The organism is Kribbella sp. NPDC051620, from assembly GCF_044453825.1.
Taxonomy (GTDB): domain Bacteria; phylum Actinomycetota; class Actinomycetes; order Propionibacteriales; family Kribbellaceae; genus Kribbella.
Window position 1 is genome coordinate 700,668 of sequence record NZ_JBITDB010000006.1, and the last position, 25,328, is coordinate 725,995.

A 25,328-nucleotide genomic window follows, 5' to 3' on the forward strand; every position below is an offset into this window, starting at 1 on the left:
TGGGACTAGCTGTCGGTAGCCCTGCGGAACTCCTCGTTCGGAGTCTGCAGGCTGCCGAGGCTGGTGACCTCGCGCCGGAAGAACAACGCCAGCGTCCAGTCCAGGATCACCCGGGCCTTGCGGTTGAAGGTGGGGACGCGGGACACGTGGTACGTCCGGTGCAGGAACCAGGCCGGCCAGCCCTTGACCTTCACGCCGTACAGCTGGGCGACGCCCTTGTGCAGGCCGAGGCTCGCGACCGAGCCGACGTACTTGTGCTTGTAGTCCTGCGGCGGCTGACCGTCGACGACGCGGAGGATGTTCGCCGCCAGGCGGTTGGCCTGCCGGACGGCGTGCTGCGCGTTCGGGGCGCAGTACGCGCCGGTCTCCGACGTCAGGTCCGGTACTGCGGCGTTGTCGCCGGCGGACCAGGCGTCGCTGGCCCCTTCGATCCGCAGGTTGGCCAGGCACTTGACCCGGCCGCGCTCGTCCAGCGGGAAGCCGGTCTGAACCAGCGCCGGGTTGGCCTTCACGCCGGCCGTCCAGACGATGGTGTCGGAGTCGAACTCCTCGCCGTCGCTCAGCACGACATGGCCCTTCTCGCAGGACTCCAGCCGGGTCTCGAGCTTGATGTCCATGTTGCGCTTGCGGAGCTGCTCGACCGTGTACTGACCGAGCTCGGGGCCGACCTCGGGCAGGATCCGATTGGTGGCCTCGACGAGCACCCAGCGCATGTCGTCGGGCGTGATGTTGTCGTAGTACCGGGTGGCGTAGCGGGCCATGTCCTCGAGCTCGGCGAACGCCTCGATCCCGGCGTACCCGCCGCCGACGAAGACGAAGGTGAGCGCGGACTTGCGCAGCGCCGGGTCGGGCTGCGACGACGCGACGTCGAGCCGGTCGAGCACCTTGTTGCGCAGGGCGATCGCCTCTTCGACGTTCTTGAACCCGGTGGCCTCCTCGGCCAGCCCCGGGATCGGCAGCGTCCGGGCGATCGAGCCGATCGCGATCACGATCTGGTCGTACGCGAGCTCGTAGTCAGGACCCTCCTCGGGCATCACCTGGGCGACCTTGCGCTCGTGGTCGACGCCGACCACGCGGCCGGTGACCACCCGGCAGCCCTTCAGCGTCTTGCGCAGCGGCACCACCACGTGCCGCGGCTCCACCGAGCCGGCCGCGGCCTCGGGCAGGAACGGCTGGTACGTCATCACCGAACGGGGGTCGACCACGGTGACCCGGATCTTGCCCCTGCGGGCGGCCTTGCGCAGGCCGTACGCCGTGTACATCCCGACGTAACCGCCTCCGACGACGAGGATGTGCGGTACCTGGGCTGCCATTGCCTTCACTCTCCCTGAGTGCTGTTCGAACTTCATGTCCACTTCAGGATACCCGGCTCGTGAAAACTTTCACAAGCCATCTCCAGAGTGATCTCACCCACCGGAAATCCCCCGTCCGAGGGTTCTCTGTCCCCTACTCTGCAGCCTGCACCCGCCCGGACCTAGCGACAACTACCCCGGTAACACAACCGCAAGTTCACGGGCCGACCGGCCGGCCGATCAGCCCCAAAGGCCGGCGCACAGTCGTTCGATGGCCGCCTCACGCCTGCTCCACTCCGCAGTCCAGCCGGGAATCGTTTCGTCACCGAGCTCGCCCGCCAGTCGGCTTCGGACCGAGGCCGGCCACCGAGCCTTCAGTTCTCGCGTGCGCTCCGGGCCGATCTTCACAGCCACATCCCGCCCCAGCAGCTCTGCGGAGGCCAGCAGCCGATCCACCTCTGTTGCCAGCAAGATCGCGATGCCTTCGTCAGTGTTGTACAACCGATCCTCGACCACAGGCGATTCGAGGTACCAGTACATTGCCGCAGCAATGTCGGCGCCGTCCCGGAATTCGTTGACCAGGCTGCGATTGGCCCAGGCCGACATCTTCAGTGCGCAGTACCCAGCTGGATCTGGGATTCGAACGCTGAGTTCCGCCCCAAGTGGGAGCGTCAGCGATCCGTCGAACACTTCACGGAAGGCGAAGACATCCATGTGCTCGTCCCGCCGCACAGGCAGTACCGAGCCAACTGGATCCTCCACCTCACCGAATGGCATGAGATCGACCTTGATGTCCCGCACCAGATACCGGATCCCGTTGTCACCAGCCGGCCTCAGCTGCTGGACCAACTCTTCGAACGGCGCCCATGCGGGCAGAGCAATGGCGACATCCACATCCGTCGTCGCCCGCAAGGAGAAGCTGTGTCCTTGACCGGCATGGAGAACATCTCGACACGATGCCCCCACAATCATGATCTCGGCCGGGTCGATGTCGCCCAGCTCCAGAATCTCCTCGACCACCACGCGGGCCAGGTCGAGCTGCCTGACATCAATGCCTTCAAAACTCAGCAAGGTCCGCTCTCAACTGGTGAGCCGCTTCTCGTTGACGTGACTCACCAGTCGCCATCAGATCGGCGTACGCCAGCGTCCACGGCACCAGCAACTTGCCGTCCGGCAACTCCTCGGGCACCCCAGGGTCCGTCCAGAACTTCTGCCTGACGACGATGTTGGGTTGCTCATCCGAACGCCAGCGGTTGCGAATCGCCAGCATCGGATCCAGAACATCTACGTAGAGTGTCAACGAAACCGGCCGGATCATGCGCGGCACCGCCGACTCACCGCTGACGAAGATCGGCTGATCCGGACGAGCAGGTCGTACTTCATCGATATCGCCAGAGAATTCGCCCAGCCTCAGGGTCGGCGCCAGCCCTGACGGATAGGCAGCGGTCCAATGGTCCAGCAGTTCTTCGCCATCGCGGAGCTCCCGTTGCCGGCCGGAGCTCAAGTAGCCATTCCGTTCCAGCAGGTCGAGGCAGTCATGCGTGAGACCAGACGAAACTCTCGCGACCGCGGCGAGCTCCCGAACGCTTGCCCGTACAAGAGCAGGCCACGTCACCAATGCGAAAACCACCCGGGCCCGACGGGGACTGAACAAGTTGGTAGATCGCGCCGGTACGGACGACCTGGAAAGGGGCACTGAGCTGCGACGCCCTCTGATGTCGATCAACACGTCCTCGAACGCGATGTAGGCGTTACCCGCACTGTCGAGGTACTGGACATCCGCCTCTCTCAGCGCATTCGCGGATCGTTCAGTAATCCGCTCACCGAGCACCAGCAAGGGGCGGTCCGCTGCCCAGCGTCTCAGCTGAACGATCTCGGTGAAGGTCATGTCGCGCCGATAGGCCAGCCAGTAGTCGGCCCGGGCATTATGCCGCCGGATCTCACCTTGCACGGCTCCATCGGACGCGAGCAGCTCAGGCAAGGTGGGGCCGTCGATCTCCAACCCGATTGCGTCCACTTGCTCACTGAGGAGCGAAGCGATTTGCGGTTCCACCTGAACTCACTCCGTTCAATCTCGCCTCGCGTTCAATATAGCTGAACATGATCGCCGATTGAACATCATTCGATCAGCGCGTCACAGGCCGGCGATGGTCTTCGCTCGGGTGAGGACGGCGTCTGTCATCGGTTCGGTGAGTTTGCCGGTGAAGGTGTTTTGCTGGCTGGGGTGGAAGCAGCCGAGGACGGTTACTTCGCCGTACGGGCCCGGTACTGCGTGCTCGACCGCGTGGCCGAATTTCGGGCGGGGGCTGGGGACCTTGCCGCCGACGGCCTGCAGCGCGTTGAGGAGGACGTCGAAGCCGAATTTGCCGAGGCAGACGATCGCGCGGGTAGTCGGCAGCACCAGCTCCAGCTCGGTGTGGAACCACGGGGCGCAGGTGTCGCGTTCCTCCGGCGTCGGTTTGTTGGCGGGTGGGGCGCAGCGGACCGCGGCCATCATCCGGGCGCCGGTGAGCCGGAGACCGTCGCCGGCATGCTCGCTCGTCGGTTGGTTCGCCAGCCCGACGCGATAGAGGGAGGCGAACAGCCAGTCGCCCGAGCGGTCGCCGGTGAAGACCCGGCCGGTGCGGTTGCCGCCGTTCGCCGCGGGGGCGAGGCCGGCGATCAGTATCCGGGGCGAGGGGTCTCCCCAGCCGGCGATCGGCCGGCCCCAGTACGGCTGGCCGGCGAAGGACTTTCGCTTGCTGAGGGCAACGTCCTCGCGCCACTCCACGAGGCGGGGACAAGCCCGGCAGACGGACACCCTGGCGTCGAGTTCCGCCAGGTCGTCCGTCTGCGCGAGCTTGAGGACCTCGGCCGCGTCGTGAGCGACCGCAGTACTGCGTGCCGCTGGGTCCTCGGGCCAGCCGGCACCCGGTGGTACCGGACTGTCGAACAGCTCACCGGTCAGTGGGTGCGGCAGCTTCATGCCCTCAGCGTAGAACCGATCAGCTGACCAGCTCTTCGAGGACTGGAGCCGGCGCAGCGATCCGGCGGGCGGTCGGGATGGCCAGCGCCAGCAGGACGGCGGCCGCCGAGAAGGCCGCGAGCAGGTAGAAGGTGTCCGTGAAGCCGGACTCCGCGGGCAGACCGGAGGGCTGCAGGTGGCCGGTGATGACGGAGCTTGCGACCGCAGTACCGATGGATCCGCCGATGGTGCGGATGTTGGCGTTCATCCCGGTGGCCGCGCCGGTCTGCTCACGCGGCACGTTCTGCACGATCAGGCTGGTCATCGACGCGTACGCCAGACCGAGTCCGATCCCGAACAGCGCCGTCGAGAGCGCGAGCTGCCAGGGCGAATCGTGGAGCCGCGCGAACAGCAGCGACGCAACCAAGCTCAGCGCGGAGCCCGAGACCACCTGCGCCTTCGGCCCGAAGCGCGGCGCCAGCGGACCGCTCAGCGACCCGGCGACGGCCATCGTGACCAGCATCGGCAGCATCAGGAGTCCGGCCTGCGTCACGCTCGAGCCGAACCCGAAGCCCGCGGCCTTGGGGATCTGTACGAACTGCGGCACGAACGCGTAGACGGCGAACATCGCGGCGCCGAACAGCAGCGCCACCAGGTTGGTCGTCCAGACGGCCGGCAACCGCATCACCCGCATGTCGATCAGCGGGTTCTTCGAGCGGAGTTCGACGGTGATCCAGCCGATCAGCAGTACGGCGGCCGCGGCGAACAGGCCGACGGTACGCGCCGAGCCCCAGCCCCAGGAGCGGCCGGTGCTCAACGGGAGCAGCAGGGCGATCAACCAGCCGGAGAGGAGGAGGGCGGCGAGCCAGTCGATCCGGCCGGGGACTCGATTCGGCGACTCGGGGACGTACCGGCGTACCAGCACCGCGGCGGTCGTGACGACGGCGAGCGGGATCCAGAACAGCCAGCGCCAGCCGAGCGCCTGGACGATCGGCCCAGCCAGTACGATCCCCAGCCCACCGCCGGCCGCGATCACGGCCGACACCAGGCCGACCACGGACGGGACCCGCTCGCTCGGGAACTCGTCGCGGATGATGCCGAACGACAGCGGGAAGACCGCGCCGCCGAGACCTTGGACGACCCGGCCCGCGATCAGTACGCCGATGTTGGGCGCGATCGCCGCGAGCAGACAGCCGATCGCGAGAGCGACCAGGGCGATGAGCAGGGTGCGCTCCTTGCCGACCATGTCGCCGACCCGGCCGAGCAGCGGGGTCGACACCGAGACCGAGAGGAGAAGCGCGGTGAACACCCAGGTCACGAGGCCTGGAGTGGTGTGCAGGTCGTGCTGGATGAGCGGCAGCGCCGGGGTGACCAGCGACTGCAGCATGGAGAAAGCAGCCACGACGGATGCCAGCACGGCCAGCGTCGATCGTGGGGAGGTATGCCTGATTCTGGGCATGCAGAAGTCCTTCAAGAGGGTATGAGCGGCGGTACGGGAGACCTCGATCTGCTAAAGTCGAGGTATGCCTCCACTATAGCGGAGGACTACCTCCGGTTCTAGTAGATAGGGTGAGCGGGGTGACCGAGACCACCAACGCGCGGAGCAGCCTGGGCGTCGCGATCAAGCGCCCCCACCGCGCGGACGCCCGCCGCAACTTCGACGCCCTGCTGGCCGCCGCCCGGGACGCCTTCGCCGAGCACGGCTCCGGGGCGTCGCTGGAAGACATCGCCCGGCGGGCCGGCGTCGGCATCGGGACGCTGTACCGGAACTTCCCGACCCGGCAGGACCTGTTCGACGCCGTCTACTTCGGCGAGATCGAGGAGCTCTGCCAGGCCGCGGACGAGGTCGCCGACCTGCCGCCGTGGGAGGCGTTCGAGACCTGGCTGCAGCGCTTCGTCGGGTACGCCGCGACCAAACGGGCCATCTACGAGGAGCTGAACCGCGACTCGGACCTGTTCCGCACCGCCCGCGAGGCGATGTACGAGGCTGGTCAGCCGCTCTTCGACCAAGCTCAGAACGCCGGCGACATCCGCCTCGACACCAACTTCGACGACGTCCTCCGCATGGTCAGCGGCCTCACCGCCGCCGGCTTCGTCGACGACGCCCAACGCACCCGAGTCCTGAACCTGTCCCTAGACGGCCTCCACCCCCGCTAGTGCCGACCATCGGAGTCGTCGCCGCGGCAACCGGCGGCGTCGAGCAACTACGCACCGGCTTGCTGGAGCCTTTGATCGACCAGGGTCACCAGGTCGCCCTGACTCTCACCCCAACCGCCGCCGGCTGGTTCTTCCCCCGCGAGCTCCACGACCTGGAGCAACTGACGGGCCTTCCGGTCCGCTCCCAACCCCGCCTACCAGGCGAGCCCCGCCCGCATCCCCCGATGGACCTCTTCATCGCCGCCCCGCTGAGCGCCAACTCGGTGGCGAAGCTCGCGCTGGGGATCGGCGACAACCAGGCGCTCACCGTCCTGTCCGAGGCGCTCGGCAGTACGCCGATGATCGTCTTCCCCCGCGTGAACGCAGCCCACGCCCGCCACCCCGCCTGGGCCGGTCATTTGCAGGTACTACGGAAAGCCGGCGCAGACCTGGTCGAGTGGGAACTGCTGGAGCCCCGGGCAGAAACCGGTGGCAGGAAGTTGCCGTGGGAGGAGATCATCGCCCTCGTGAGGAAGACCTGTGAATGAAGAGGTTGCAGCCAATCGGGTGGCGTGGGAGCTTGCGTCGCGGCATCATCTGGACGACTACGACGAGCATCTGGCCGAGGCGGCGCGGTTGAAGTCGTTGCGGCCGTGGGAGCTGGAGTTGCTCGGGCCGTTCCTGGCGCAGGCTCCGATGGTGGTTCATCTGCAGAGTGGGCACGGGCTGGATGATGTCGATCTGGTCGCGAAGGGCGCCCGGAAGGTGGTCGGTGTCGACTACAGCTCGACGGCAGCGACCGCGGCTCAGCGCAGAGCGCGCGATCTGGCGGTGAGGGTCCACTATGTCGTGGCCGAGGTGCCGATCGTGCCGCTGAGGGACGGGTGCGCGGATCTGCTCTACACCGGCAAAGGCGCGCTGATCTGGATGCGTGATCTCCAAGCGTGGGCCGCGGAGGTCGTGCGGCTCCTCAAGCCTGCTGGCCGGCTCTACATCTATGAAGCTCATCCAGTCGTTCCACTGTGGTCCTGGGACGAGGACAAGCCGCGGATCCGTGCCGACCGCAGCTACTTCGCGAAGTCACACATCAACGACAGCTTCCCGGCGAATGGCGCTCAGGAATGGCAGTGGTCGCTCGGAGACATCGTCACGGCGTGCGTCCGGGCCGGCCTGGAGATCGAAGTACTGGAGGAGTACGCCGAACCGTTCTGGCGTCCCGGTGACGGCCACCGAGCAGCTGCCTGGGAGGGCCGGCTGCCGAATTCCTTCGCTCTACTCGCTCGCAAGCGCTAGAGCGACCCCGTCGAGGATGTCGTGTTCTGAGACCAGGACGCCGTCGTAGTCGAGGCGGTCGTGGAGGCGTTGGAGGATCAAGGCGCCGGCGCCGATCACGTCGACGCGCCCGGGGTGGATGGCCGGTACTTCGGAGCGCGCCATTTTCGTCGAGCCCATCAGCCAGGAGGTGGTGTCGAGCAGGAGGTCGGACGGGATCCGGGCGTGGTGGATCACGCCCGGGTCGTACTCGGTGAGCTTGAGTGCGACAGCGGCGACCGTGGTCACCGTACCGGCGACGCCGATCAGGCAGCGGGCCTGCGACAGCGGCACCACGGTCGAGTCGAGCAGGGCGTCGATGTCCTTCGTGGCGGCCGCCATCTCCTCCACGGTCGCCGGATCGGAGTGCAGATGCCGCTCGGTCATCCGCACCGAGCCCATGTCGAGCGACTCCGAAGCCAGGACGCCGTTGCGATCACCCAGGACGAGCTCGGTCGACCCACCTCCGATGTCGGCCACCAGGTAAGGACCCGGTACTTCGAGAGCCGCGAGCCCGCCCGTCGCGCCCTGGAAGCTCAGCGCGGCCTCCTCTTCGCCGGAGATGATGTCCGGCTCGACGCCGAGCCGCTCGGACACACCGGCGAAGAACTCGTCCCGGTTGCTCACATCCCGCGCCGCCGACGTCGCCACGAACCGCACCCGATCGACGTCGGCCGCGCGCACGATCTCGGCGTACTCCGCACAGGCGGCGAACGTCCGTACCAACGCATCCGGAGCGAACGCCCCCGTCGAGTCCACGCCCTGGCCCAGCCGCACGACTCGCATCTGCCGATCAACCTCGACCAACGAGCCATCGACATAGTCAGCGATCAGCAGCCGGATCGAGTTGGTCCCACAGTCGATCGCGGCAACCCGCACCGAGACGCCGGACACCGGCTCGTCGCTCGAGGCGCCGCCCAGCACATACCCCTCAGCGCTCGCGGCGTCCTCAGACACACGGCCCCCGGCGGCCCCACTCCGGCAGCATCGCCAGCGCCTCATCGCCCAGCGGGTTCACACCAGGCCCAGCGGCCAGCGAATGCCCGACCAGCACATGCAGGCACTTCACCCGGGTAGGCATCCCGCCGGCGCTGATCCCCTTGATCTCCGGTACGTCGTCGCCCAGCGCCTCGCGCCGACGCAGGTAGTCCTCATGCGCGGCGCGATAACGAGCGGCCAGCTCCTCGTCCTCGCCGAGCCGGTCCGTCATCTCCTTCATCACGCCGTCCGCCTCGAGCGTGCCGATCGCCGAGGCGAGCCGCGGGCAGGTGACGTAGTACGTGGTCGGGAACGGCGTGCCGTCGGGGAGCCGCGGCTCGGTCTCGACCACATCGGGCAGCCCGCAGACACAGCGATGCGCGATCGAACGGATCCCGCGGGCGGGGCGGCCGAGTTGCTCGCTGACGGCCGTAACGTCCTCGGGTGTAACGCTCACCTGCTGCCTTTCGGTGGTGCGGTCAGTACCGGTTTGGGGGTCGGCTTCGGGGTGGCCGGCTTGCTCGGCGCAGGCGGATTGCCGGCGCCCTCGACGCTCCCCCACAGCTTCGTGTACCAGGTCGGCTTCTGCGGATCGGCGTGCGGATCAGCCGGCCCAGCAGGCTCGGGCGGTGCGCCGACGGGCTTGCCGTCCGCTCCGATCACCCTGTACCCGACCTCGCCCGGCATCACCCAGCCGAGCCGCTGCCGGGCCTGCGCCTTGACGTAGGCGTCGTCGTTCCAGCGCTCGACCTCTTCGCCGAGCTGGTCGACCCGCGTCTCGCGATCGCGAATCTCCTGCTGCAACGCGCTGATCTGCTGGTGCTGGTCGAACCAGACCCGCAGGCTCTGCGCGTACGAGACGATCAGCGCACCGAGCACGAGCAGCACGACGGCCGCCCGGCCGGTGAGGTTGCGCGAACCCCTGGTGCGAGGCGTACCCGCGCCAGGGGTTCCCGTCGTACGGCGTTTGGGCTGGTTGCCGTCCCGGCGGGCAGGCGGGCGCGACTGGCTACGACTCGTCGGTCGCGAGCCTGGGCGCGCACCTGGATCCCGGCGGGAGGACATCTGCCAACCCTACGTCGGTCAGCCCTTGAATCGCGGGAAGGCCGAGCGACCGGCGTACCGGGCCGCGTCGTCGAGCTCTTCCTCGATCCGGAGCAGCTGGTTGTACTTGGCCGTACGGTCGGACCGGGCCGGCGCGCCGGACTTGATCTGGCCGCAGTTGGTCGCCACCGCGAGGTCGGCGATCGTGGTGTCCTCGGTCTCGCCGGAACGGTGGCTCATCATGCAGGCGAACCCGTTGCGGTGGGCCAGGTCGACGGCGTCCAGCGTCTCGGTCAGCGAGCCGATCTGGTTCACCTTGACCAGCAGGGCGTTGGCGGCCTTCTCGTCGATACCGCGCTGCAGCCGCTCGACCTGGGTGACGAACAGGTCGTCGCCGACCACCTGGATCTTGTCGCCGAGCTGGGAGCTGAGGTTCTTCCAGCCCTCCCAGTCCTCCTCGTTCAGCGGGTCCTCGATCGACACGATCGGGTACGCCGCCACCAGGTCCGCGTAGTACGCGATCATCTCGTCGGCCGACTTCTTGCCGCCCTCGAACGCGTACACGCCGTCGGTGTAGAACTCGCTCGCGGCCACGTCCATGGCCAGCGCGATGTCCTCGCCGGGCTTGAAGCCGGCCCGCTCGATCGCGACCAGGATCAGGTCCAGCGCGTCCCGGTTGCTCGGCAGGTTCGGGGCGAAGCCGCCCTCGTCGCCGAGGCCGGTGGACAGGCCCTTCTCCTTCAGTACCGCCTTCAGCGCGTGGTAGACGGTCGCACCCTGCATCAGGGCGTCGGAGTACGTCGACGCGCCGATCGGGGCGATCATGAACTCCTGCACGTCGACGTTGCTGTCCGCGTGCGAGCCGCCGTTGAGGATGTTCATCATCGGCACCGGGAGCACGTGGGCGTTCGGGCCGCCGACGTAGCGGTAGAGGTCCAGGCCGGCGCTCTCGGCAGCGGCCTTGGCCACCGCGAGGCTGACGCCGAGGATGGCGTTGGCGCCCAGCTTGGACTTGTTCGGCGTACCGTCCAGGTCGATCAGGGCCTGGTCGATCAGCCGCTGCTCGTGGACGTCGTAGCCGACGATCTCCTTGTCGATGTCCTCCAGGATGGCCGTGATGGCCTTCTGGACACCCTTGCCGCCGTAGCGGGACTTGTCCCCGTCACGCAGCTCGACGGCCTCGAACTGGCCGGTGGAAGCTCCCGACGGCACTGCCGCCCGGGAGACGGTGTCGTCGTCGAGGAGAACCTCGACCTCGACAGTGGGGTTACCGCGCGAGTCAAGAATCTCGCGGGCGCCGACGGCCTCGATGGTGGCCACATCTACTCCCTTGTTCACACCTGATGTCAGCCCCGAGCCTAGCGGCCAGACCAGTCGGCCCCGTGGACCGCGTCCGCCTTCAGCACTTGGGAGATCGCCCGCGGCGGCACTTCACGGACCAGCAGAACGCCGTTCGGGGCTTCGAAAACAGGGCCGTCGAGCTGGGCCGGGTCGATGCCGAGCAGGACGTCGACCCTGGATCGCCTGCCCACGTGGCTGTTCGGGCTCGGCGCGAGGTGGACATGGGTACGCCGGCCCGGCTGCAGCCCGTCGCGCAGGATCAGGTCGAGAACGCCCGTCGACGTGCCGTGCCACAGCTCCTCGACGGGCTGGACCCGTCGCCAACTGTTCTCCAAGGCTTCACGGGTGACGGGCATTCCGTCGGCGGAGTGGCCCTGGCAGGCGCGGATCCGGTCGCCGTCCACCTGCAGGCGCTTTTTGTCGTTATGGGCGACGGCGGCCGCGAGCGCAGTACGGTCCATTTTGAGGAGTTTGCAGACGTCCTCGATCGAGGCCCAGCCGTCGGGGGTCATCGCCAGCCCACGGTCGCCTGCTGTGTGTCGGAGCAGTCGGGACAACTGCCTGCTTGCCTGGCTCACGTGACGAAGCGTGTCAGCAGAGTGCGGAGGGTGTCGAGTCTCGCGTCAGCAGGGCGATTGCGGCGGGTGACGAGGTAGTAGCGCACCGGCGGGAGGTCCTTGACCGGGATGGTTCGCACGGCGGCCGGCGTACGGACGAATCCGTTGACGACCGCGGGGCCGATGCCCAGACGGACGAAGTGGACCAGCAGGGCCCAGCCTTCCGCCTCCACCGCGACGGTCCAGTCGACGCCGGCGTCGAGCAGGCCGCGCTCGAGTTGCTGCCGGTGCGGGCGGGTCTTCGGCGGTACGACCAGAGCCTCGCCCTGGAGATCCTTCAATCGGACGGTACGCCGGTCCGCCAGGCGGTGGTCGGGGCGAACCGCGAGCACTTGCGGGTACTGCGCGAGCGGCTCGCAGTCCAGGTCGTCCGGTGGGATGGCGAGTGCGGTCACCCCGAAGTCGGCGCTGCCGTCGCGGACCGCGGCGATGGTGGCGTCGGAGTTCGTGGTCATCAGGCGCAGACCGGGCTGGCGGGCGAGGTAGCGGCGGAGGACGTCGCCGATGACGTACAGGTATGCCCCGGAGCCGGCCGCGAGGACGAGCGGCCGCGGCGGCAGGACGTCGAGCGCGTCGAGGAAGGCTGCGGCGCGCGCACGGGTGTCGTTGGCGAAGGCGGCGAGCTGCTCGCCCGTCACGGTCAGCAGCAGGTTGCGGCCTTGGCGCTCGTAGAGCTGTTTGCCCAACGTCTGCTCGAGTTTGCGGATCCTCGCGTGCAGCGCGGGCTGGCTGACACGCAGCTCGGTGGCCGCATGCGTGAAGTTCCGATGCTTGGCGAAGACGGCGAACGCCTCCAGGTCCTCGGCCACCAACCGATCGAGAATCATCATCTCAAACTATAGCTATCGAGGCGATTAATAGTTCTGTCGACATAGTCCCCCGTTGCACGATCACCCCATGAACAGATTGGGAATCGACATCGGCCGCGTCATCATCAACAGCCCACCCGGCCAGGACACCGCCTTCTTCGGCGGCTCCCCCACCGCCGCCCTGCAAACCCCCGCCGTCCCCGGCGCCTTCGACACCATCCCCCGCCTGGTAGACCTCTTCGACGGCCAGGCCTGGCTGATCTCCAAATGCGGCCCAAGAATCCAGCAACGCTCCCTGGCCTGGCTCCACCACCACAACTTCTTCACCCACACCGGCATCCCCGCCGCCAACATCCGCTTCTGCCTCCACCGCCCCGACAAGGCAATCCACTGCGCCGACCTCTCCATCACCCACTTCATAGACGACAAACCAGACGTCCACGCAGCCCTACTGGACGTGGTCCCCCACCGCTACCTCTTCGGCCCCCAACACCGAGTACCACCCCACCTAACCCACACCCCCACCTGGCCATCCGCCGAAGCCGCAATCACCGCAGACCTCGCCCGTATCAATTGCTAATGAACCAGTGGTGGGCGTTGGCTAGGCCGGTTTGGTTGTTGTTGTCGGGGGTTTGGCCGGTTTGTACGTTGGTGGTGATGCGCCAGGCGAAGTACGAGGCTTGGACGGCTTGGCGGAAGTGCCAGAAGGCTGGGAGGCCGGTGGTCAGTTCGGGGGTCAGGTCGGGGCGTTTGGCCAGGTAGGCGGGGAGGATGTGTTCGGCCGTACCGACGTACATGACGGCTGAGGCGACGTCGTACAGGAGTGGGGCGGTCATGTAGCTGCCCCAGTCGATCAGGGCGATCTCGCCGTCTGGCTGGCGGAGGAACGCCTCCGTCGCCGGGTCGCCGTGGAGGCCGGCCCAGGTGAGGTTGCCCAGGGCTCGTACGCCGTCGAGGGCGCCTTCCACCGCAGGGCGGATCCAGGGTTCGAGGTCCAGGTAGGCGTCGAAGTCCGTGATCAGCTCGAACCACTTCTCCAGGTCACCGGAAGGAGTCTGAGAGATCTGGTGCACCCGGGCGAGCGTCGTACCGACGGCTTGCTGGTCTTCTGGGGTGGCTAGCAGCGGGATACCGTCGACGTACTCCAGTACTGCGAGTTGCTGGTTGCCCCAGCGCTCCACCAGGCGGCCGTCGCGGCTGGGGATCGGCGCCCCGGTGATGAGGCCGCCACGGGCGAGGCGGGCGGCGAGTTCGAGCCCGGGCTCGAACGGGGAGTCCGCTCCAGGCACCGACTTCGCGACGTACCGGACGCCGTCGGAGGTGACCAGCCAGGTCTGGGAGTTCATCCCACCGCTGAGAGTCTCCAGTCGGTCGGCGGTCAGATTCCAGCGCTGCGCCAGGACGTCAGTTAGCTCCACCACCGTCACCCTGTCAGCCGGTCGCAGGGTGCGTCGAAGGAATTAACGGGCTTCGCGTGACGTCGGCGAAGATGTGGGGGTGGCGGCGGATCAGTTTTCGACGAGGGTGCCGGCTACGTCGTTCGATGGTGAAGCCGTCGTCTTCGGGGGAGATTTCTTCGGCGATGCGGGAGTGGAAGGCTACCTGGAGCAGGAGGTCGCCTAGTTCTTCGCGGGGGTGGATGTAGTCGCCGGAGTCGATCGCCCCGAGGGTTTCGTAGGTTTCTTCGAGGAGGTAGCGAGCGAGGCTTTCGTGCGTTTGCTCCTGGTCCCAGCCGGTCACGGAGCGCAGGCGTTCGGGTCGTCGAAATGGCCTGGGGTGGACGGGAAGGCTGATCCGGCGCCGTGGCTGGACAGGTCCGCCTGGTAGACCAGCGCCAGTTCGTCGTACGCCGAGGTGCCTGCCGTGAGCACCTCGCCGGCCTTCTGACCGGCGCCGAGCGAGCCGGCCCAGCGCTGCAGGAAGTCCTGCATCGAAGGGCTCCATTGCCGGACGTCGTTGAAGCCTCCGTACGCCGCGTTGCAGTGGGTGTAGAGGTTGTACGCGCCGGTCCAGTCGAGCATCCGGTCGCCGAGGTTCGGCCCGTTGTCGGCCACGTCCCCCTGCAGCACATCGCGGTCCCAGCCGCCGTACATCCAGTCGATGCCCTGGTGGTGCTGGTTGTTCGCCACCGTCGCGTCGTCCAGGTTGGTCATCTCGAACCAGGAGCACGGGTCGATGCTGACCGCGTTCCTGCCGCTGCCGAACGTCTGCGGCCACGGGTTCGCGGTGCAGGTCGTCGACCCCGGCGTGCCGTATGTCCCGCGCGGGTGCCAGTCGATGATGTCCGAACCGAGAGCGCCGGTGGCCGGCGCGACCGACGGGCCTGAGGTGGCCCCCTTGCCGCCGAGCAGGTAGTCGACCATCCGGTCGTTCGTCCCCCGGGCGTTCGGGTCGAAGGTGCCGCTGGTCAGGCAGTCCGAAGTGGTGGCGTCCACTGCCGTGTCGCAGCCCTTGCCACCCCAGAGCAGGTCGGCCCCGTCGTCACCGAAGACGATGTCACCGGAGCTGTCGCCGTTGAGCAGGTCGTCACCGAAGCCACCGTGGATCGAGTCATGATCCTCCCCACCGCGGACCCGGTCGTCTCCACCCTCGAGGTCGCCGCGATGCGGCATCGCCGCTGCCGTACCGGTGGCCGCGAAGACGTCACCGTTGACGTCGTGCTGCAGGTCGATCCACCGGGTGACCGAGCCGGCCAGGAACCCCTCGTAGTGAATCTGCGGAACCTGGCTCTGATCGATGGTGAAGTGGTCGGACCCGTTCTGGAACTTGTCGACGATGCCGCCGCGGTCACCGACCATGGCGTCCTCACCGGACTCGCCCCACAACCGGTCGTTGCCCAGTTCGCCGTACATGTCGTCGTTGTTGCGGGCACCGGCCGTCAGCGTTCCGCCGTCATCAGCGGCCGCGGTGGATCCAGTGTCGCCGTACAGCAGGTCGTCGCCGTCCTGGCCGTACATGGTGTCCTCGCCGATTCCGCCCCACAGATGGTCGTTGCCCGAGGCGCCAACGGCTTCACAGGTCGCCTGTACGGTGGTGCAGAACCGGGTCGGCGCACCGTTCACGCCGTGCCGGACGTACGCCGCGTCGCCCGGCAGGTGCGCCGGATCGTAGCGGCCCGCGTAGACCCGGTTGGTCAGCGGCAGGGTCACCTTCGTGAGGTCATCACCGAGCGCCACCGGCTTGCCGGTCTGGTCGACGACATCGCGTACCGCGGTGCCGTTGTCGCCGAGCACGAAGTCGGCCGCACCATCGCCGTGGACATCGTCGGCTGTGTCGCGGAACACCTGCAGCGAACTGCCGCCGATCAGGTCGTCCTGTCCATGCGGCGCACTGACGTCACCGAGCGCCGCCGGACCGGATGCCGTGCCGGGCCAAGCCGGTACGGGTGCGGTGATCGCGATACCGGCCTCGGCCAGCGTGCGGTCGCCGTACTCCGTGTCGTGGCCGCCGTTGCCCTCGGCATAGTCGTCGCCGGCGCCACCGGAGATCGCGTCGTCGCCATCCTCGCCGAAGATGACGTCCACCGCGCCGCCACCGGACAACTGATCACCGCCGGCCACCGCACGCGTCGGTGCGCCCAGGAACCCGTTGCTCCACGACAGGTCGAGCAGCCGGAGCGACCGCTGGGTCTCGAACCGGCCGTTGCCGCCGACCCTGAGCAGATACGGCGAGGGGGTGCCGACCCTGGTGATCACCGCGTTATCGCCGGTGATCAGGTCGTCGTCAAGGCCGCCGAAGACCGCGTCTGCGACATCCGGCTGGCCGTGCGTGGTCGTGCCGGTGTCGGCGCCGAAGATCTGCGAGCTTCCGCCGATCAGGTCGTCGTCGCCGGCATTGCCCTCGACCCAGTCGCGGCCGGGATCGCCCTCGGCGTAGTCGGCGTCGGCATTGCCCTTCAGCCGGTCGTTGCCGCCCTGGCCGAGGATCGCGTCGCAGCCGTCGTCGCCGGTGACGTCGTCGCCGCCCGACGTGTTCGCGGCGGGGGTGTCGCCGAGGTCGTAGGGCTGAATGCTGCGCTCGGTCATCTGCCCGGCAGCGTCGGCATTCGACCTGCCCTGCGTGATCGGGCTCTTGGCGATGGCTGCGTCGCGGGTCAGCAGGCCGTTGTCGCCCAGCACCACGTCCGCGTCGGCGCCACCGGAGATCGTGTCGCCCGGGTCGAGTTGCCCCGCGGTCAGCTGGCCGGTGCCGCTTTCGGCGTACGACGAACCGCCGGCCAGGTCGTCCTGCCCGGCATCACCGAACAGAATGTCGGAGCCCTGGTCGCCTTCGGTGTAGTCATTGCCGGCACCGCCATGGACGGTGTCCGCGTCACCCTGGCCGTAGATCACGTCGTTGTCGGCGTCACCGCCGATGATGTCGGCGCCCGAGTTCGCGGCGGCCGGGCTGTAGCCCAGATCGAACAGCACCGCATGCCGTCCGAACGTCAGACCGCGGCCACGCGTGACCGGGTCGCCGTCGTCCGGAGCGAGGGTGTCGGTGATGGTCGCGTCGTCACCGGCGATGACGTCGTCGTCGGCGCCACCGGAGATCGTGTCACCGGTGTCCGGATAACCGGCCGCGTCCTTGGCCGCCGGATCACCTGGAGTCTGGTGGCTGCCGCCGATCAGGTCGTCGGCGCCTGCCTCGCCGTACAGGTGGTCCGTGCCAGGATTTCCTTCGGCATCATCGTTGCCGGTCCCGCCGAAGACCTGGTCGTCGTTCAGGCCGCCGTACAGGGTGTCGGCCTCGCTGCCGCCGTAGATCGTGTCCGGGCCACCGAGGTCGGTATTGCTGCTGCCCAGGTCGAACACCGGACCGGCCGGGGCCGCCGGGTTGCCGTTGTCCCCGATGATCGTGTCGGCGCCGATGTCACCCCGGATGATGTCGCCGCGGGCCTGAGACTCGCCGGCCGGGGTGCTTGCCCGGTCGTCGCGGCCGGCGGTCGTGGTGCCACCGAGAATCACGTCCGCGTCCTCGCCGCCGAACAGGGTGTCCGCACCGGTGTTGCCCTGGATGTGGTCACCGCCGGCATTGCCGTACGCCGTGTCGTTGTCGTCGTTGCCGTACAGGTGATCGGCCTCGGAGTCGCCCTGGAGGACGTCGTCGCCGCTGCCGCCGAAGACGGTGTCGTCGCCGGCGCCGCCGTAGACGTGGTCGCCGCCGCCCTCGGCACAGACCAGATCTCCGGCACCGGCCGTGAAGGCCCAGTCGTCGGCGCCACCGGCCTGGACCGTGTCGACACCGTTGCCACCGAGGATCAGATCGGCGCCGTCACGGTTCGCCGGGTCGGGTTCGTTGCCGGAGTTCCGCGGATGCTCGGCCGGCGGATCGGATGGATCCGGCCCCGGGCTCACGCAACTGTCCGGTGTCGACGTCGCGGTGATCGTCGAGTGGTCGCCGTAGATCGTCGAGTCGCCGTCACCACCGTAGATTCGATCACTTCCGCCGCCGCCGACCAGCGTCTTCTTCGACGTCGGGTTGGGATCTGGCAGCGAGGTCACCCGGTACGCCCCCGAGCCGACCTGATCGGTCAGGTTCGCGCCGGTGTCCACCGAGGACGGCTGTGCGATCAGGTAGTCGTCCCCGCGACCGCCGTAGATCTCGTCCACGCCGTCCGCACCGACCAGGACGTCGTTACCGCCCAGACCGTAGAGAAGGTCGACCTTGTCCGTCCCGGAATGACCGATGACGAAGTCAGTGGAGTTCGAGCCCCAGACGGTGTCCGAACCCTTGCCGGTGTCGACGTGGTTGACGTCGGTGTGCCGGACATGGGGCGTCTCGGTCGCCTCCTTGAGGTTGAGCGGGTCGCTCGCGTCGTACTTGTCCCCGGTGCCCGGGTTGTCCTGGTCCAGAGCGCTCGGGATGTTGCCGGTGAAGATCGTGTCGCCGCCGCTGCCGCCGGAGACGGAGTCCGCGCCCGCGCCGCCGACCACCTTCACGCCGGCGGACCTCAACTGTGCGGGGTTGGCGCCCTGGTCAGGCGTGCCGAGCAGCGGACTGTCCGCGGCCACCGCGATGTTGTCGTCGCCGTCACCGCCGTACGCGTCGTCCTTGCCGAGGCCGAGCGCGACGGTGTCGTTGCCGGCAGCCCCTTCGGCCGGAGCCGATGTGGAGACAAGTCCGGCGGTCTCCACCGCACCGACATCGATGACGTCCGCGAAGTGGACGGGATCGGCCTGACCGTCGCCGGTCTTGGGTGAGTCGAGGTCGAGTGCTGTCGTGGTCTGGCTCAGCTGACCGTCTCCAGCCACGATGTCGTTGTCGTTGCCAACGGTGATCCGGTCCGCACCGCCGTTGCCCGCGACGACCACCCCGGTGGTCGCAGTCGTCTTGGCGACGTCGGGCCGGTCGCCGGTGGTGATGGTGTCGTCGCCGTCACCGCCGTCCACGAAGGCGCGACCGCTACCGGTTCTGATCACATCGGTCTTCGTACTGCCGAACACGACCGCCTTGGCGGTGAACTGGGCGTCCGCGCTCGCGCCCTGGAGGAGGACCTTGAGCTGGCCGTTGTACTTGCGCCCGTCCAGTACGACGGCATTGACATCGGTGAAGGTCTGAGTGATCCCCAGCGCCTGAACGGTCATCGTCGGACCGGATTGGCGAACGATCCAGGTCTCGTCGGCGTCGGCGGCGTTCCACAGCGCGTCCCCGCGCGCCGTCCCGGTACCGAGCTTCCCGGCGAACAGGTACAGCACGTGATCCTTCGTGCCGCCGAGCCTGGGTGGCGGCGGCGCGCAGTTCGGACTGATCGAGAAGTCGAGCAGCTTGATGTTCACCAGGGTGAAGTCGAACGACACCGAGAACGGCGAGAAGCCGATGGTGATGTACACCTTGAGGAACAGCGACAGTTCACCGCCGACGTTGAACAGGCAGATCGGATTCTTCACCGCCGCGGCCAGGAACTCGCTGAACCGGAACTTGCCGTCGTTGTTCGGATCGTTCCAGGTGAAGTTGACGGTCAGTGCGACACCGCCCACCACACCGACCTTGATGATGACGGCGCTCACCTCCGCGCCGGCCGCGAGTTCACCGTGGAAGGAGAGCACCGGGATCGGCGCACCCTTCTCGTCGACGGTGACGAAGAACAGGCTGTTGAGGATCTGCACCGGCTTCCCGGTCTCGACCGCCTGCCGAATGCCATAGGTGTCGAAGCCGGCCACCACGTGCAGGCTCACCGACGCGCTGCCGGAGATCACCACCAGCACCGGCGGCGGGGCGTAGACCGGCCCGAACGACTCGCTCATCGAGAATCCGACGGTCAGCGTGCTGCTGTCGAACTGGGCGAGGGTGGCGTCGCCGCCCGCGATCAGCCCGAGCAACTGGCGGGGATTCTTCAGCGCCGGGAAGGTGATTCCCGGTCCGCTGTCCTGGTCGGCCAGCTTGGTCGGGTCGTTGATGTTGTCGTTGAGGGCGCCGACGATCGAGCCAGGCTTGCCGTCGGTGATCTCAGCGCCGTCCTTGTCGAAGACCTTGCCGATCAGGCTGTCTGCCGACGACGGCGAGGTCGCGGTGTTCTTGACCTTGTCGGGCAGCAACTGGAACGAGCCGAGCGGAATACCGCCGGCTGTGCCCAGCTTGGTCAGTGCGTCGGACAGCTTCTTCACCGTGGTCACCACATCGGCGACGGTCTTGACGCTGGGCGCGCCGTCACCGAAGGCCTCCGCCAGGGTGACGATCGTGACGTCGCCGCCACCTGCCAGGTGGGACAGATCGCTCAGCACCGGGATCGGCGCGGTGATGGTGTCCAGGATCGGCTGGATCGGCTTCAGGGTGTTGACGATGTCATCGACGATCGGCTTGATCGTGCTGGCCAGGAACGCCCCTGGATCCACCTTGATGTCATCGAACTCGAGTGCCGTGATGCCGATGTCCGCCGGCGCCGAACTGGCCCACTTCGCCGCGAACTTGAAGGTCGCGGACAGGCCGGGCAGGACATGGTCGTCATCACCGGTCAGGCCGGTGTCGATCGCCACGTCGATGTCGAGATCCGCCTTGAGGGTCGGAACGAACAGGCTTGCGGGGTTGGAGTTCAGCAGGGTGGCCAGCGGCAGGTGGCCACCGACGCCGCCCTTGAGGTCGACCTTGAACAACGCCGCGAGCTGGTTCTTGTCCGGCTTGTTGTTCTTCAGCTGCACCTGGATGAAGGCGAGCCCCGCGTCGATCTGCTTCGGGATCTGGATGGCCGCGCCTACCTGGAGCTCGTCTTGCTGCGCGGTCTCCAGCACCACGCCCTTGGTCTTGTCCAGGGTGATCGCCAGGTTGAGGCGCCAGCCCAGTTTCGCGGTGATCCCCTTGCTGACGACGCCGGTCGCGTCCTTCTTGGCGTGCAAGGAGATTCCGGGCAGACCGAGATCCAGCGGCAGGTCCGCGGACAGGCACTTGTCGGTGTCGCCGACGTCCGTGCAGCCGTTGTCGTCGACCTTGCCGGTCGAGCCGAACGCGGCGTTCAGCGTGATGCTCTGGATGTAGCCTGCACCGTCGGCCGGCGTACAGGGGCCTGTGTACGTCGGGTTGCCGGCGGCCGGTGGCGGTCCACCGGCGGCCTGGCCGCTGTCGGTCAGGTGGGTGTCGGTGGTCGCGCCGATGAAGAGCCACTTGCCGTCGTTGTTGACCTGTCTGAACACCTCGTAGCCGGTCGCGTGGCTGCCCGATCCGCTCCAGGTCACCGCGTTGGTGCTCTTGGCGTCGAGGGCGGCGTTCTTCTTCGTCGGCGATGCCCCCGACAGCGCGGTCGGCGCCTTGGCCGGTGCGGGCCCCCGCGCCAGTACGGCGTACTTGTAATCGATGTTCGCGGTCTTGCCGGACTCGGTGGTCGGTGTGAAGTTCACACCGGAGGGCACCGGGATCGGCACACCGGAGCACTCGCCGGTGACGACGCCTGGCCCCTTGGTCAGGGACTTCAGGGGCTCGGCCGCGAAGATTCCCTGCAGTGCGGTCTGCAGGTCACCGAAGGTCGCGTAGGCGCCGATGCCGTTGACGCCATCGGACAGGTTCTTCTCGAGCTGGCCGAGGAAGTCCTTCCCTGCTTGGAGATCCTTGCCGATCAGCGGCACCTTGCCACCGGCGCTGGCCAGGTCGAGCGCACTCTTCGAGTCATCGAGGTACTTGAGCAGGCCGTCCGCAAGTGGGTGCAGGCTGATCGTGTTGGCGCTCAGAGCGGCGTCCAGCCCGGGCAGCGCGGACAGCCGCGGTCCGCCGCCGAAGTCGGGCGACAGCGCCAGCGCGTCCGCCAGGCTCGAAGCGGTCTGCGGAAGCCGGAGCACCATCGTGTCCAGTACCGCGGCCTCGCCGTGCTTGTGCAGCGGAATGCTCGCGCACAACGACATCGGCGCGGAGCTCGACACACCTGTGCAGGTCTGCGCCGTGGTCCCGCCGTTCAGCGAGCTCGCGCTGAGATGTGACAACCACTTGTCGAGCGCCACTGCGGTGCCTGCCGGATCGCTGGAGTCCCCGACGGCCACGGCCAGGTCGCCCTTGAGTTGCAGACCTGAGTCGGCGCCGGAGTTGCCGAGGTCCACCGGCAGCGCGCCGACGGCGCCGGTCCGCTGGCTGGCCGGAGTACTCACCTTGGCCCGCGCCGAGCGGGTCGAACTCGGGTCGATGGTCAATTTGCCTACGGGGTCCGCGAGGCCGCCGGCGTCCAGCGGGATGTTCAGCTTCGCGACGGTCTCACCGCTGACGTCGATGTCGACGGTGCCGCCGTTGGTGTTGCCGAACAGATCAACGGGGCCGCTGCCGGGAAGCGTGAGGTGCACACCGGCGGTCGCGCGGGTGGCGAACGCGCGCTTCCAGTCCACCGTCAGATGCAGTACCGGCGGGCTCGCCGAAGCGTCCACAGTGAACGACACGTCACTGCCGTTGCCGAGACGCGCCTTGAAGTCTGCCAGCAGGGCACCGAGGTCCGCGGGCTGCAGCGAGGTCAGCGCGTCCACCGCCCAGAGCAGCTCGTCGCCGATTCCGTACTCCGTCCCGTTCGCCGGTGGGGCTGCCGGAGGCGTGGCCAGCTTCAGCGTGTGCAGGTCGGCCGAAACACCGGCAACCGGGAACTGCGCGCTGCCTATCAGAACTCGACGGCCGACATAACGATCCGGGGCGAAGGTCCGGCTCGAGTCGGTCAGTTCGAGGAAACCACTGACGATCCCGTACGACGCGGTACCGCGCTCGCCATCGGCCATCAGCTGGCCGAAACTCGTGCCCAGCAACGGGATCTGGGTGTCGAGACCGCCTGCGGTCGCGGCCGACGAAAGCTGGCCGGACAGCGCCGAGAGATCCGCCAGCAGCATCCCGGCCAGGGCGTTCGAGTACGCGTCCTTCGGGTCCGGCTTGACGTCGAGCGGCACCAGCTTGGCGAGGTCCCCGGACAGGTCGGTCACCGTCGGCGCGGTCGGCGTACTCGCCGCGTCGGCGTCGATGGTCGCGGTCCCTGGCGACTTGTCGTCGTGGAAGTACGTGGAGGTGCCGGCCACCTCGAGCAGCTTGAGCGCGCCGTGAGAGTGCGCGACCGCACCGGCGGGCAGGCCGGACAGGACGTCGTCAGGATGGTCCCGGGCGCCGTCGAACAACGTGCCCAGCGGAACCGGCGAGCCGGTCCCCGGCAGCATGATCTGCTGGACCGGACCCGGCTCACCCGTCTTCGTGCAAGAGCCGTCGTACCCGGCTGCTGGGCACAGCGCGATCGTGCCGCCGAGGTGTACCGGGACGTAGCCGACCGGCGAGATCAGGTCGACCGGCGTCGTCAGCTTCGTGGAGGCGGTCAGGATCTGGCTGCCGGTCGACAGCATGATCCGGTCGGCGCGGAGCGGCAGTTCTTCCACGACGCGCTGCGGACCCTTGCCGTCGGCACCGGTCTTCTGGACGAAGGGGCAGGCCTGCTGCGGATCGGTCAGCCCTTTGCAGCCGTCAAGGGTGGCCGCCGGCTGAAGATCGAGCACGACCGGCAGCGTCAGCGTGTACCCGGACGTGATCGTGGCCTGCGGCCGGACCGCGTTCGCGTCCCGTAGGTGGGCCTTGTCCTTGAGCAGGTTCGCGAGCTCGACGTTGCCCGCCTTGGAGTTGCCGGCCGCGATCGAGTACCCCGTGCCACTGCTCGGCGTACCGCCCGTCCAGAGCGACGCCGGGGCCGTGGTGCCGCCAAGTGGTGCGGAATCCAGCAGGATCGCATGCGTGTCCGTGCCGCCGACGCTCTTGATCGCGGCGGTGTGGCCGCCGGCCGTGATCTGCCGTCCGGCCAGGCCGTCGATGATCGCCTTGGTGGCCGGGTCGGCCTTGAGCGCGTTCCAGTCCTTGCTGCTGTCGACGAGCGCCGTGTCGGAGTACGTCACGCCGGCGGGTCCGCCGGACAGCAGGTCGGCGACCGGATCGGCTGCCTGGTCAGACGGCTCGCGGTGAACGCCGATGGTGAACTTCAGCTGTGGGTGCAGGGGATCGGTGGCGACGAATCCCGCACCGGTGACGGTGACGGTGTAGATCGAGCTGCTCCCCGGCCCCTTCTCGGCCACCAGCTGGTCCAGGAATTGCTGCACCGAGGCGAAGTCCGGGACGCCGGTGGCACCCGGCGTCGAGGGTTTCGACACGTGGTCGACGAGGAACTGCTGCAGCGCCTCGGTGGCGGGCACGAGGTCTGCGACGGTGCCGTGCAGGAAAGGCAGGTCCACATCGACCGTCGAGCTCGCAGGCTTCGCGTGCTGGAACTCGGACAGTGTCGTGACCAACTGGTTGACACCCTGGGCAAGGTCGAACGGCGTCAGCGTCTCGAAGGCCGCCACCGGATCGAGCTCGTGATCGGGGTAGGCAGCGGTCGGCTCTCCCGCGGCCGGATCGCTGGGCCCCACGGTGACGTCGACCTCGACGCCGGGCAGACCGGCGATCGTCGATGACGGCCGAGGGACGATGTGCAGAGTCCCTGACAGTGTTCCACCTGGCACGAGGGTCACAGCGGCGAGCCCGGCCGAGGCGCCTTGCGCGCCCAGTTCACTGTTCTGCTGCCCGACTGAGAGCCGGCCGTCGTTGTTCGGGTCGCGGATCGTTGCTTTGAGCGTCACATCTTCGGCGTAGCTGCTGTCGTCCTTCAACGTGACGCCGAGGATGCCGATCGCCGCGTCGACGTCCGGCAGGGTGTGCCCGTCGTTCGGCGGTGGCGGGGTGATCAGGTGTACGTCGTTGATCCGCAGGCCGATCGCCGGGTCCGCGTCCAGCCAGGAGGTCTTCGCGGCGTCGTCGTAGTTGACGGTGAAGGTCGCGGTGAACGTCAGGTGCGCCGACAACCCCTTCGCCGAAGTGAAGTCGAAGGGTTTCGTCTTGGTCGAAACCCTGATCCCCGTGGTCACCGTGCGGGTCACCACGGCGGTGAGCCGCAGTCGCGTGATGGAGCCGTCCGGCAGTGGTGTCGCCGTCCACTTCACGTGGCGCTTGGCACCTGCATCACCGGCGTAGTCGGCGTTCGTCTCGTTGAACGCATCCGCGAGCGCACTGACCGTCGTCGCGGACGCGTAGCCGTCGACCGCACCGATCGCGCCCTGCATCAGGTTCTGCAGGCCGAGCGCCTGGGCGCTGCCCGGCTCCATCGTCAGGCCGGTGACCTGCTTGCCGAAGGCACCGACTCCGGACAGATCAGCGACGAAGTCCTGCAGGCCGCGGACGCCCGGCCCGCCGGTGAGGGCGGTCCGGATGCCATCGACCTCCGGCGTCGCCAGCACCTCGGCCTGCGCCGATGGTGCGACGAGCACGGCCCCGCCGAGTGCCAATGTCGTCACTGCTGCGATTGCACGCCTGGCTGCACGAAAGTCCATCACGAGCCCCCACCACCCCCGCGGCTCGGACAGCGCGGCACCCCTGCCACGCCATTCTTCTGTCCCCCAGTCGCGTCGCTACCAGA

The 25,328-nt window shown here is 68.0% G+C and carries 18 protein-coding genes; 4 read left to right on the forward strand and 14 right to left on the reverse strand.

Going from position 1 to position 25,328, the window contains the following annotated elements; genetic code table 11:
• Positions 1 to 5: 5 nt before the first annotated feature.
• The 5 genes from ACIA12_RS33040 to ACIA12_RS33060 all read right to left on the reverse strand — a co-directional run bounded on the left by ACIA12_RS33040 (position 6) and on the right by ACIA12_RS33060 (position 5,695).
• Complete coding sequence (locus tag ACIA12_RS33040; protein WP_396371140.1) at positions 6 to 1,313, reverse strand: NAD(P)/FAD-dependent oxidoreductase; 1,308 nt, start codon at positions 1,311 to 1,313, stop codon at positions 6 to 8.
• A 219-nt stretch (positions 1,314 to 1,532) separates the two neighbouring features.
• Positions 1,533 to 2,363, reverse strand: coding sequence for a hypothetical protein (locus ACIA12_RS33045; protein WP_396371141.1), 831 nt, complete (start codon positions 2,361 to 2,363; stop codon positions 1,533 to 1,535).
• A complete protein-coding gene (locus ACIA12_RS33050; protein ID WP_396371142.1) occupies positions 2,350 to 3,345 on the reverse strand; it encodes a type IV toxin-antitoxin system AbiEi family antitoxin in 996 nt (331 codons plus the stop codon). The genes ACIA12_RS33045 and ACIA12_RS33050 overlap by 14 nt, the downstream gene beginning before the upstream one ends.
• 81 nt (positions 3,346 to 3,426) lie before the next feature.
• The gene (locus tag ACIA12_RS33055) at positions 3,427 to 4,257 is read right to left on the reverse strand and encodes a uracil-DNA glycosylase (RefSeq protein ID WP_396371143.1); all 831 of its coding nucleotides are present in this window, start codon (positions 4,255 to 4,257) and stop codon (positions 3,427 to 3,429) included.
• 19 nt (positions 4,258 to 4,276) lie between these two features.
• A complete protein-coding gene (locus ACIA12_RS33060; RefSeq protein ID WP_396371144.1) occupies positions 4,277 to 5,695 on the reverse strand; it encodes an MFS transporter in 1,419 nt (472 codons plus the stop codon).
• A 119-nt stretch (positions 5,696 to 5,814) separates the two neighbouring features.
• Between ACIA12_RS33060 and ACIA12_RS33065 the strand changes: the two genes are divergently transcribed.
• Genes ACIA12_RS33065 through ACIA12_RS33075 form a run of 3 tightly spaced genes read left to right on the forward strand, consistent with a single transcriptional unit; the run spans position 5,815 to position 7,665 of the window.
• Entirely contained in the window at positions 5,815 to 6,393 is a 579-nt protein-coding gene (locus ACIA12_RS33065; RefSeq protein WP_396371146.1) for a TetR/AcrR family transcriptional regulator, read from the forward strand.
• The gene (locus ACIA12_RS33070) at positions 6,393 to 6,920 is read left to right on the forward strand and encodes a flavoprotein (RefSeq protein WP_396371147.1); all 528 of its coding nucleotides are present in this window, start codon (positions 6,393 to 6,395) and stop codon (positions 6,918 to 6,920) included. The genes ACIA12_RS33065 and ACIA12_RS33070 overlap by 1 nt, the downstream gene beginning before the upstream one ends.
• The gene (locus ACIA12_RS33075) at positions 6,913 to 7,665 is read left to right on the forward strand and encodes a class I SAM-dependent methyltransferase (protein ID WP_396371148.1); all 753 of its coding nucleotides are present in this window, start codon (positions 6,913 to 6,915) and stop codon (positions 7,663 to 7,665) included. Before ACIA12_RS33070 ends, ACIA12_RS33075 begins: the two co-directional genes overlap by 8 nt.
• On the opposite strand, the gene ACIA12_RS33080 is transcribed toward ACIA12_RS33075, so the two are convergent.
• Genes ACIA12_RS33080 through ACIA12_RS33105 form a run of 6 tightly spaced genes read right to left on the reverse strand, consistent with a single transcriptional unit; the run spans position 7,645 to position 12,493 of the window.
• The gene (locus tag ACIA12_RS33080) at positions 7,645 to 8,577 is read right to left on the reverse strand and encodes an exopolyphosphatase (protein ID WP_396371180.1); all 933 of its coding nucleotides are present in this window, start codon (positions 8,575 to 8,577) and stop codon (positions 7,645 to 7,647) included. The genes ACIA12_RS33075 and ACIA12_RS33080 overlap by 21 nt on opposite strands.
• A gap of 55 nt (positions 8,578 to 8,632) precedes the next feature.
• Positions 8,633 to 9,118, reverse strand: coding sequence for a DUF501 domain-containing protein (locus ACIA12_RS33085; RefSeq protein WP_396371149.1), 486 nt, complete (start codon positions 9,116 to 9,118; stop codon positions 8,633 to 8,635).
• Positions 9,115 to 9,726: a septum formation initiator family protein gene (locus tag ACIA12_RS33090; RefSeq protein WP_396371150.1), complete on the reverse strand. Its 612-nt coding sequence runs from the start codon at positions 9,724 to 9,726 to the stop codon at positions 9,115 to 9,117. The genes ACIA12_RS33085 and ACIA12_RS33090 overlap by 4 nt, the downstream gene beginning before the upstream one ends.
• Before the next feature lie 18 nt (positions 9,727 to 9,744).
• Positions 9,745 to 11,025, reverse strand: coding sequence for a phosphopyruvate hydratase (eno, locus tag ACIA12_RS33095; RefSeq protein WP_396371151.1), 1,281 nt, complete (start codon positions 11,023 to 11,025; stop codon positions 9,745 to 9,747).
• 38 nt (positions 11,026 to 11,063) lie between these two features.
• Positions 11,064 to 11,624, reverse strand: a complete 561-nt coding sequence (locus ACIA12_RS33100) for an RNA 2'-phosphotransferase (protein ID WP_396371152.1) — start codon at positions 11,622 to 11,624, stop codon at positions 11,064 to 11,066.
• Positions 11,621 to 12,493 (reverse strand): LysR family transcriptional regulator, encoded by an 873-nt coding sequence (locus ACIA12_RS33105; RefSeq protein ID WP_396371153.1) that lies wholly within the window; start codon positions 12,491 to 12,493, stop codon positions 11,621 to 11,623. Before ACIA12_RS33105 ends, ACIA12_RS33100 begins: the two co-directional genes overlap by 4 nt.
• A 67-nt stretch (positions 12,494 to 12,560) precedes the next feature.
• Between ACIA12_RS33105 and ACIA12_RS33110 the strand changes: the two genes are divergently transcribed.
• A complete protein-coding gene (locus ACIA12_RS33110; protein WP_396371154.1) occupies positions 12,561 to 13,052 on the forward strand; it encodes a hypothetical protein in 492 nt (163 codons plus the stop codon).
• Here ACIA12_RS33110 and ACIA12_RS33115 read toward each other — a convergent pair.
• From ACIA12_RS33115 to ACIA12_RS33125, 3 genes are read right to left on the reverse strand one after another with little or no spacing between them, the layout of a single operon-like run.
• The gene (locus ACIA12_RS33115; RefSeq protein WP_396371155.1) at positions 13,042 to 13,890 is read right to left on the reverse strand and encodes a phosphotransferase enzyme family protein; all 849 of its coding nucleotides are present in this window, start codon (positions 13,888 to 13,890) and stop codon (positions 13,042 to 13,044) included. The genes ACIA12_RS33110 and ACIA12_RS33115 overlap by 11 nt on opposite strands.
• A gap of 13 nt (positions 13,891 to 13,903) precedes the next feature.
• Positions 13,904 to 14,212 carry a MazG nucleotide pyrophosphohydrolase domain-containing protein gene (locus tag ACIA12_RS33120; RefSeq protein ID WP_396371156.1) on the reverse strand — a complete coding sequence of 103 codons (309 nt, stop codon included), beginning with the start codon at positions 14,210 to 14,212 and terminating at the stop codon, positions 13,904 to 13,906.
• Complete coding sequence (locus ACIA12_RS33125; RefSeq protein WP_396371157.1) at positions 14,209 to 25,206, reverse strand: hypothetical protein; 10,998 nt, start codon at positions 25,204 to 25,206, stop codon at positions 14,209 to 14,211. The genes ACIA12_RS33120 and ACIA12_RS33125 overlap by 4 nt, the downstream gene beginning before the upstream one ends.
• Between the last annotated feature and the right edge of the window lie 122 nt (positions 25,207 to 25,328).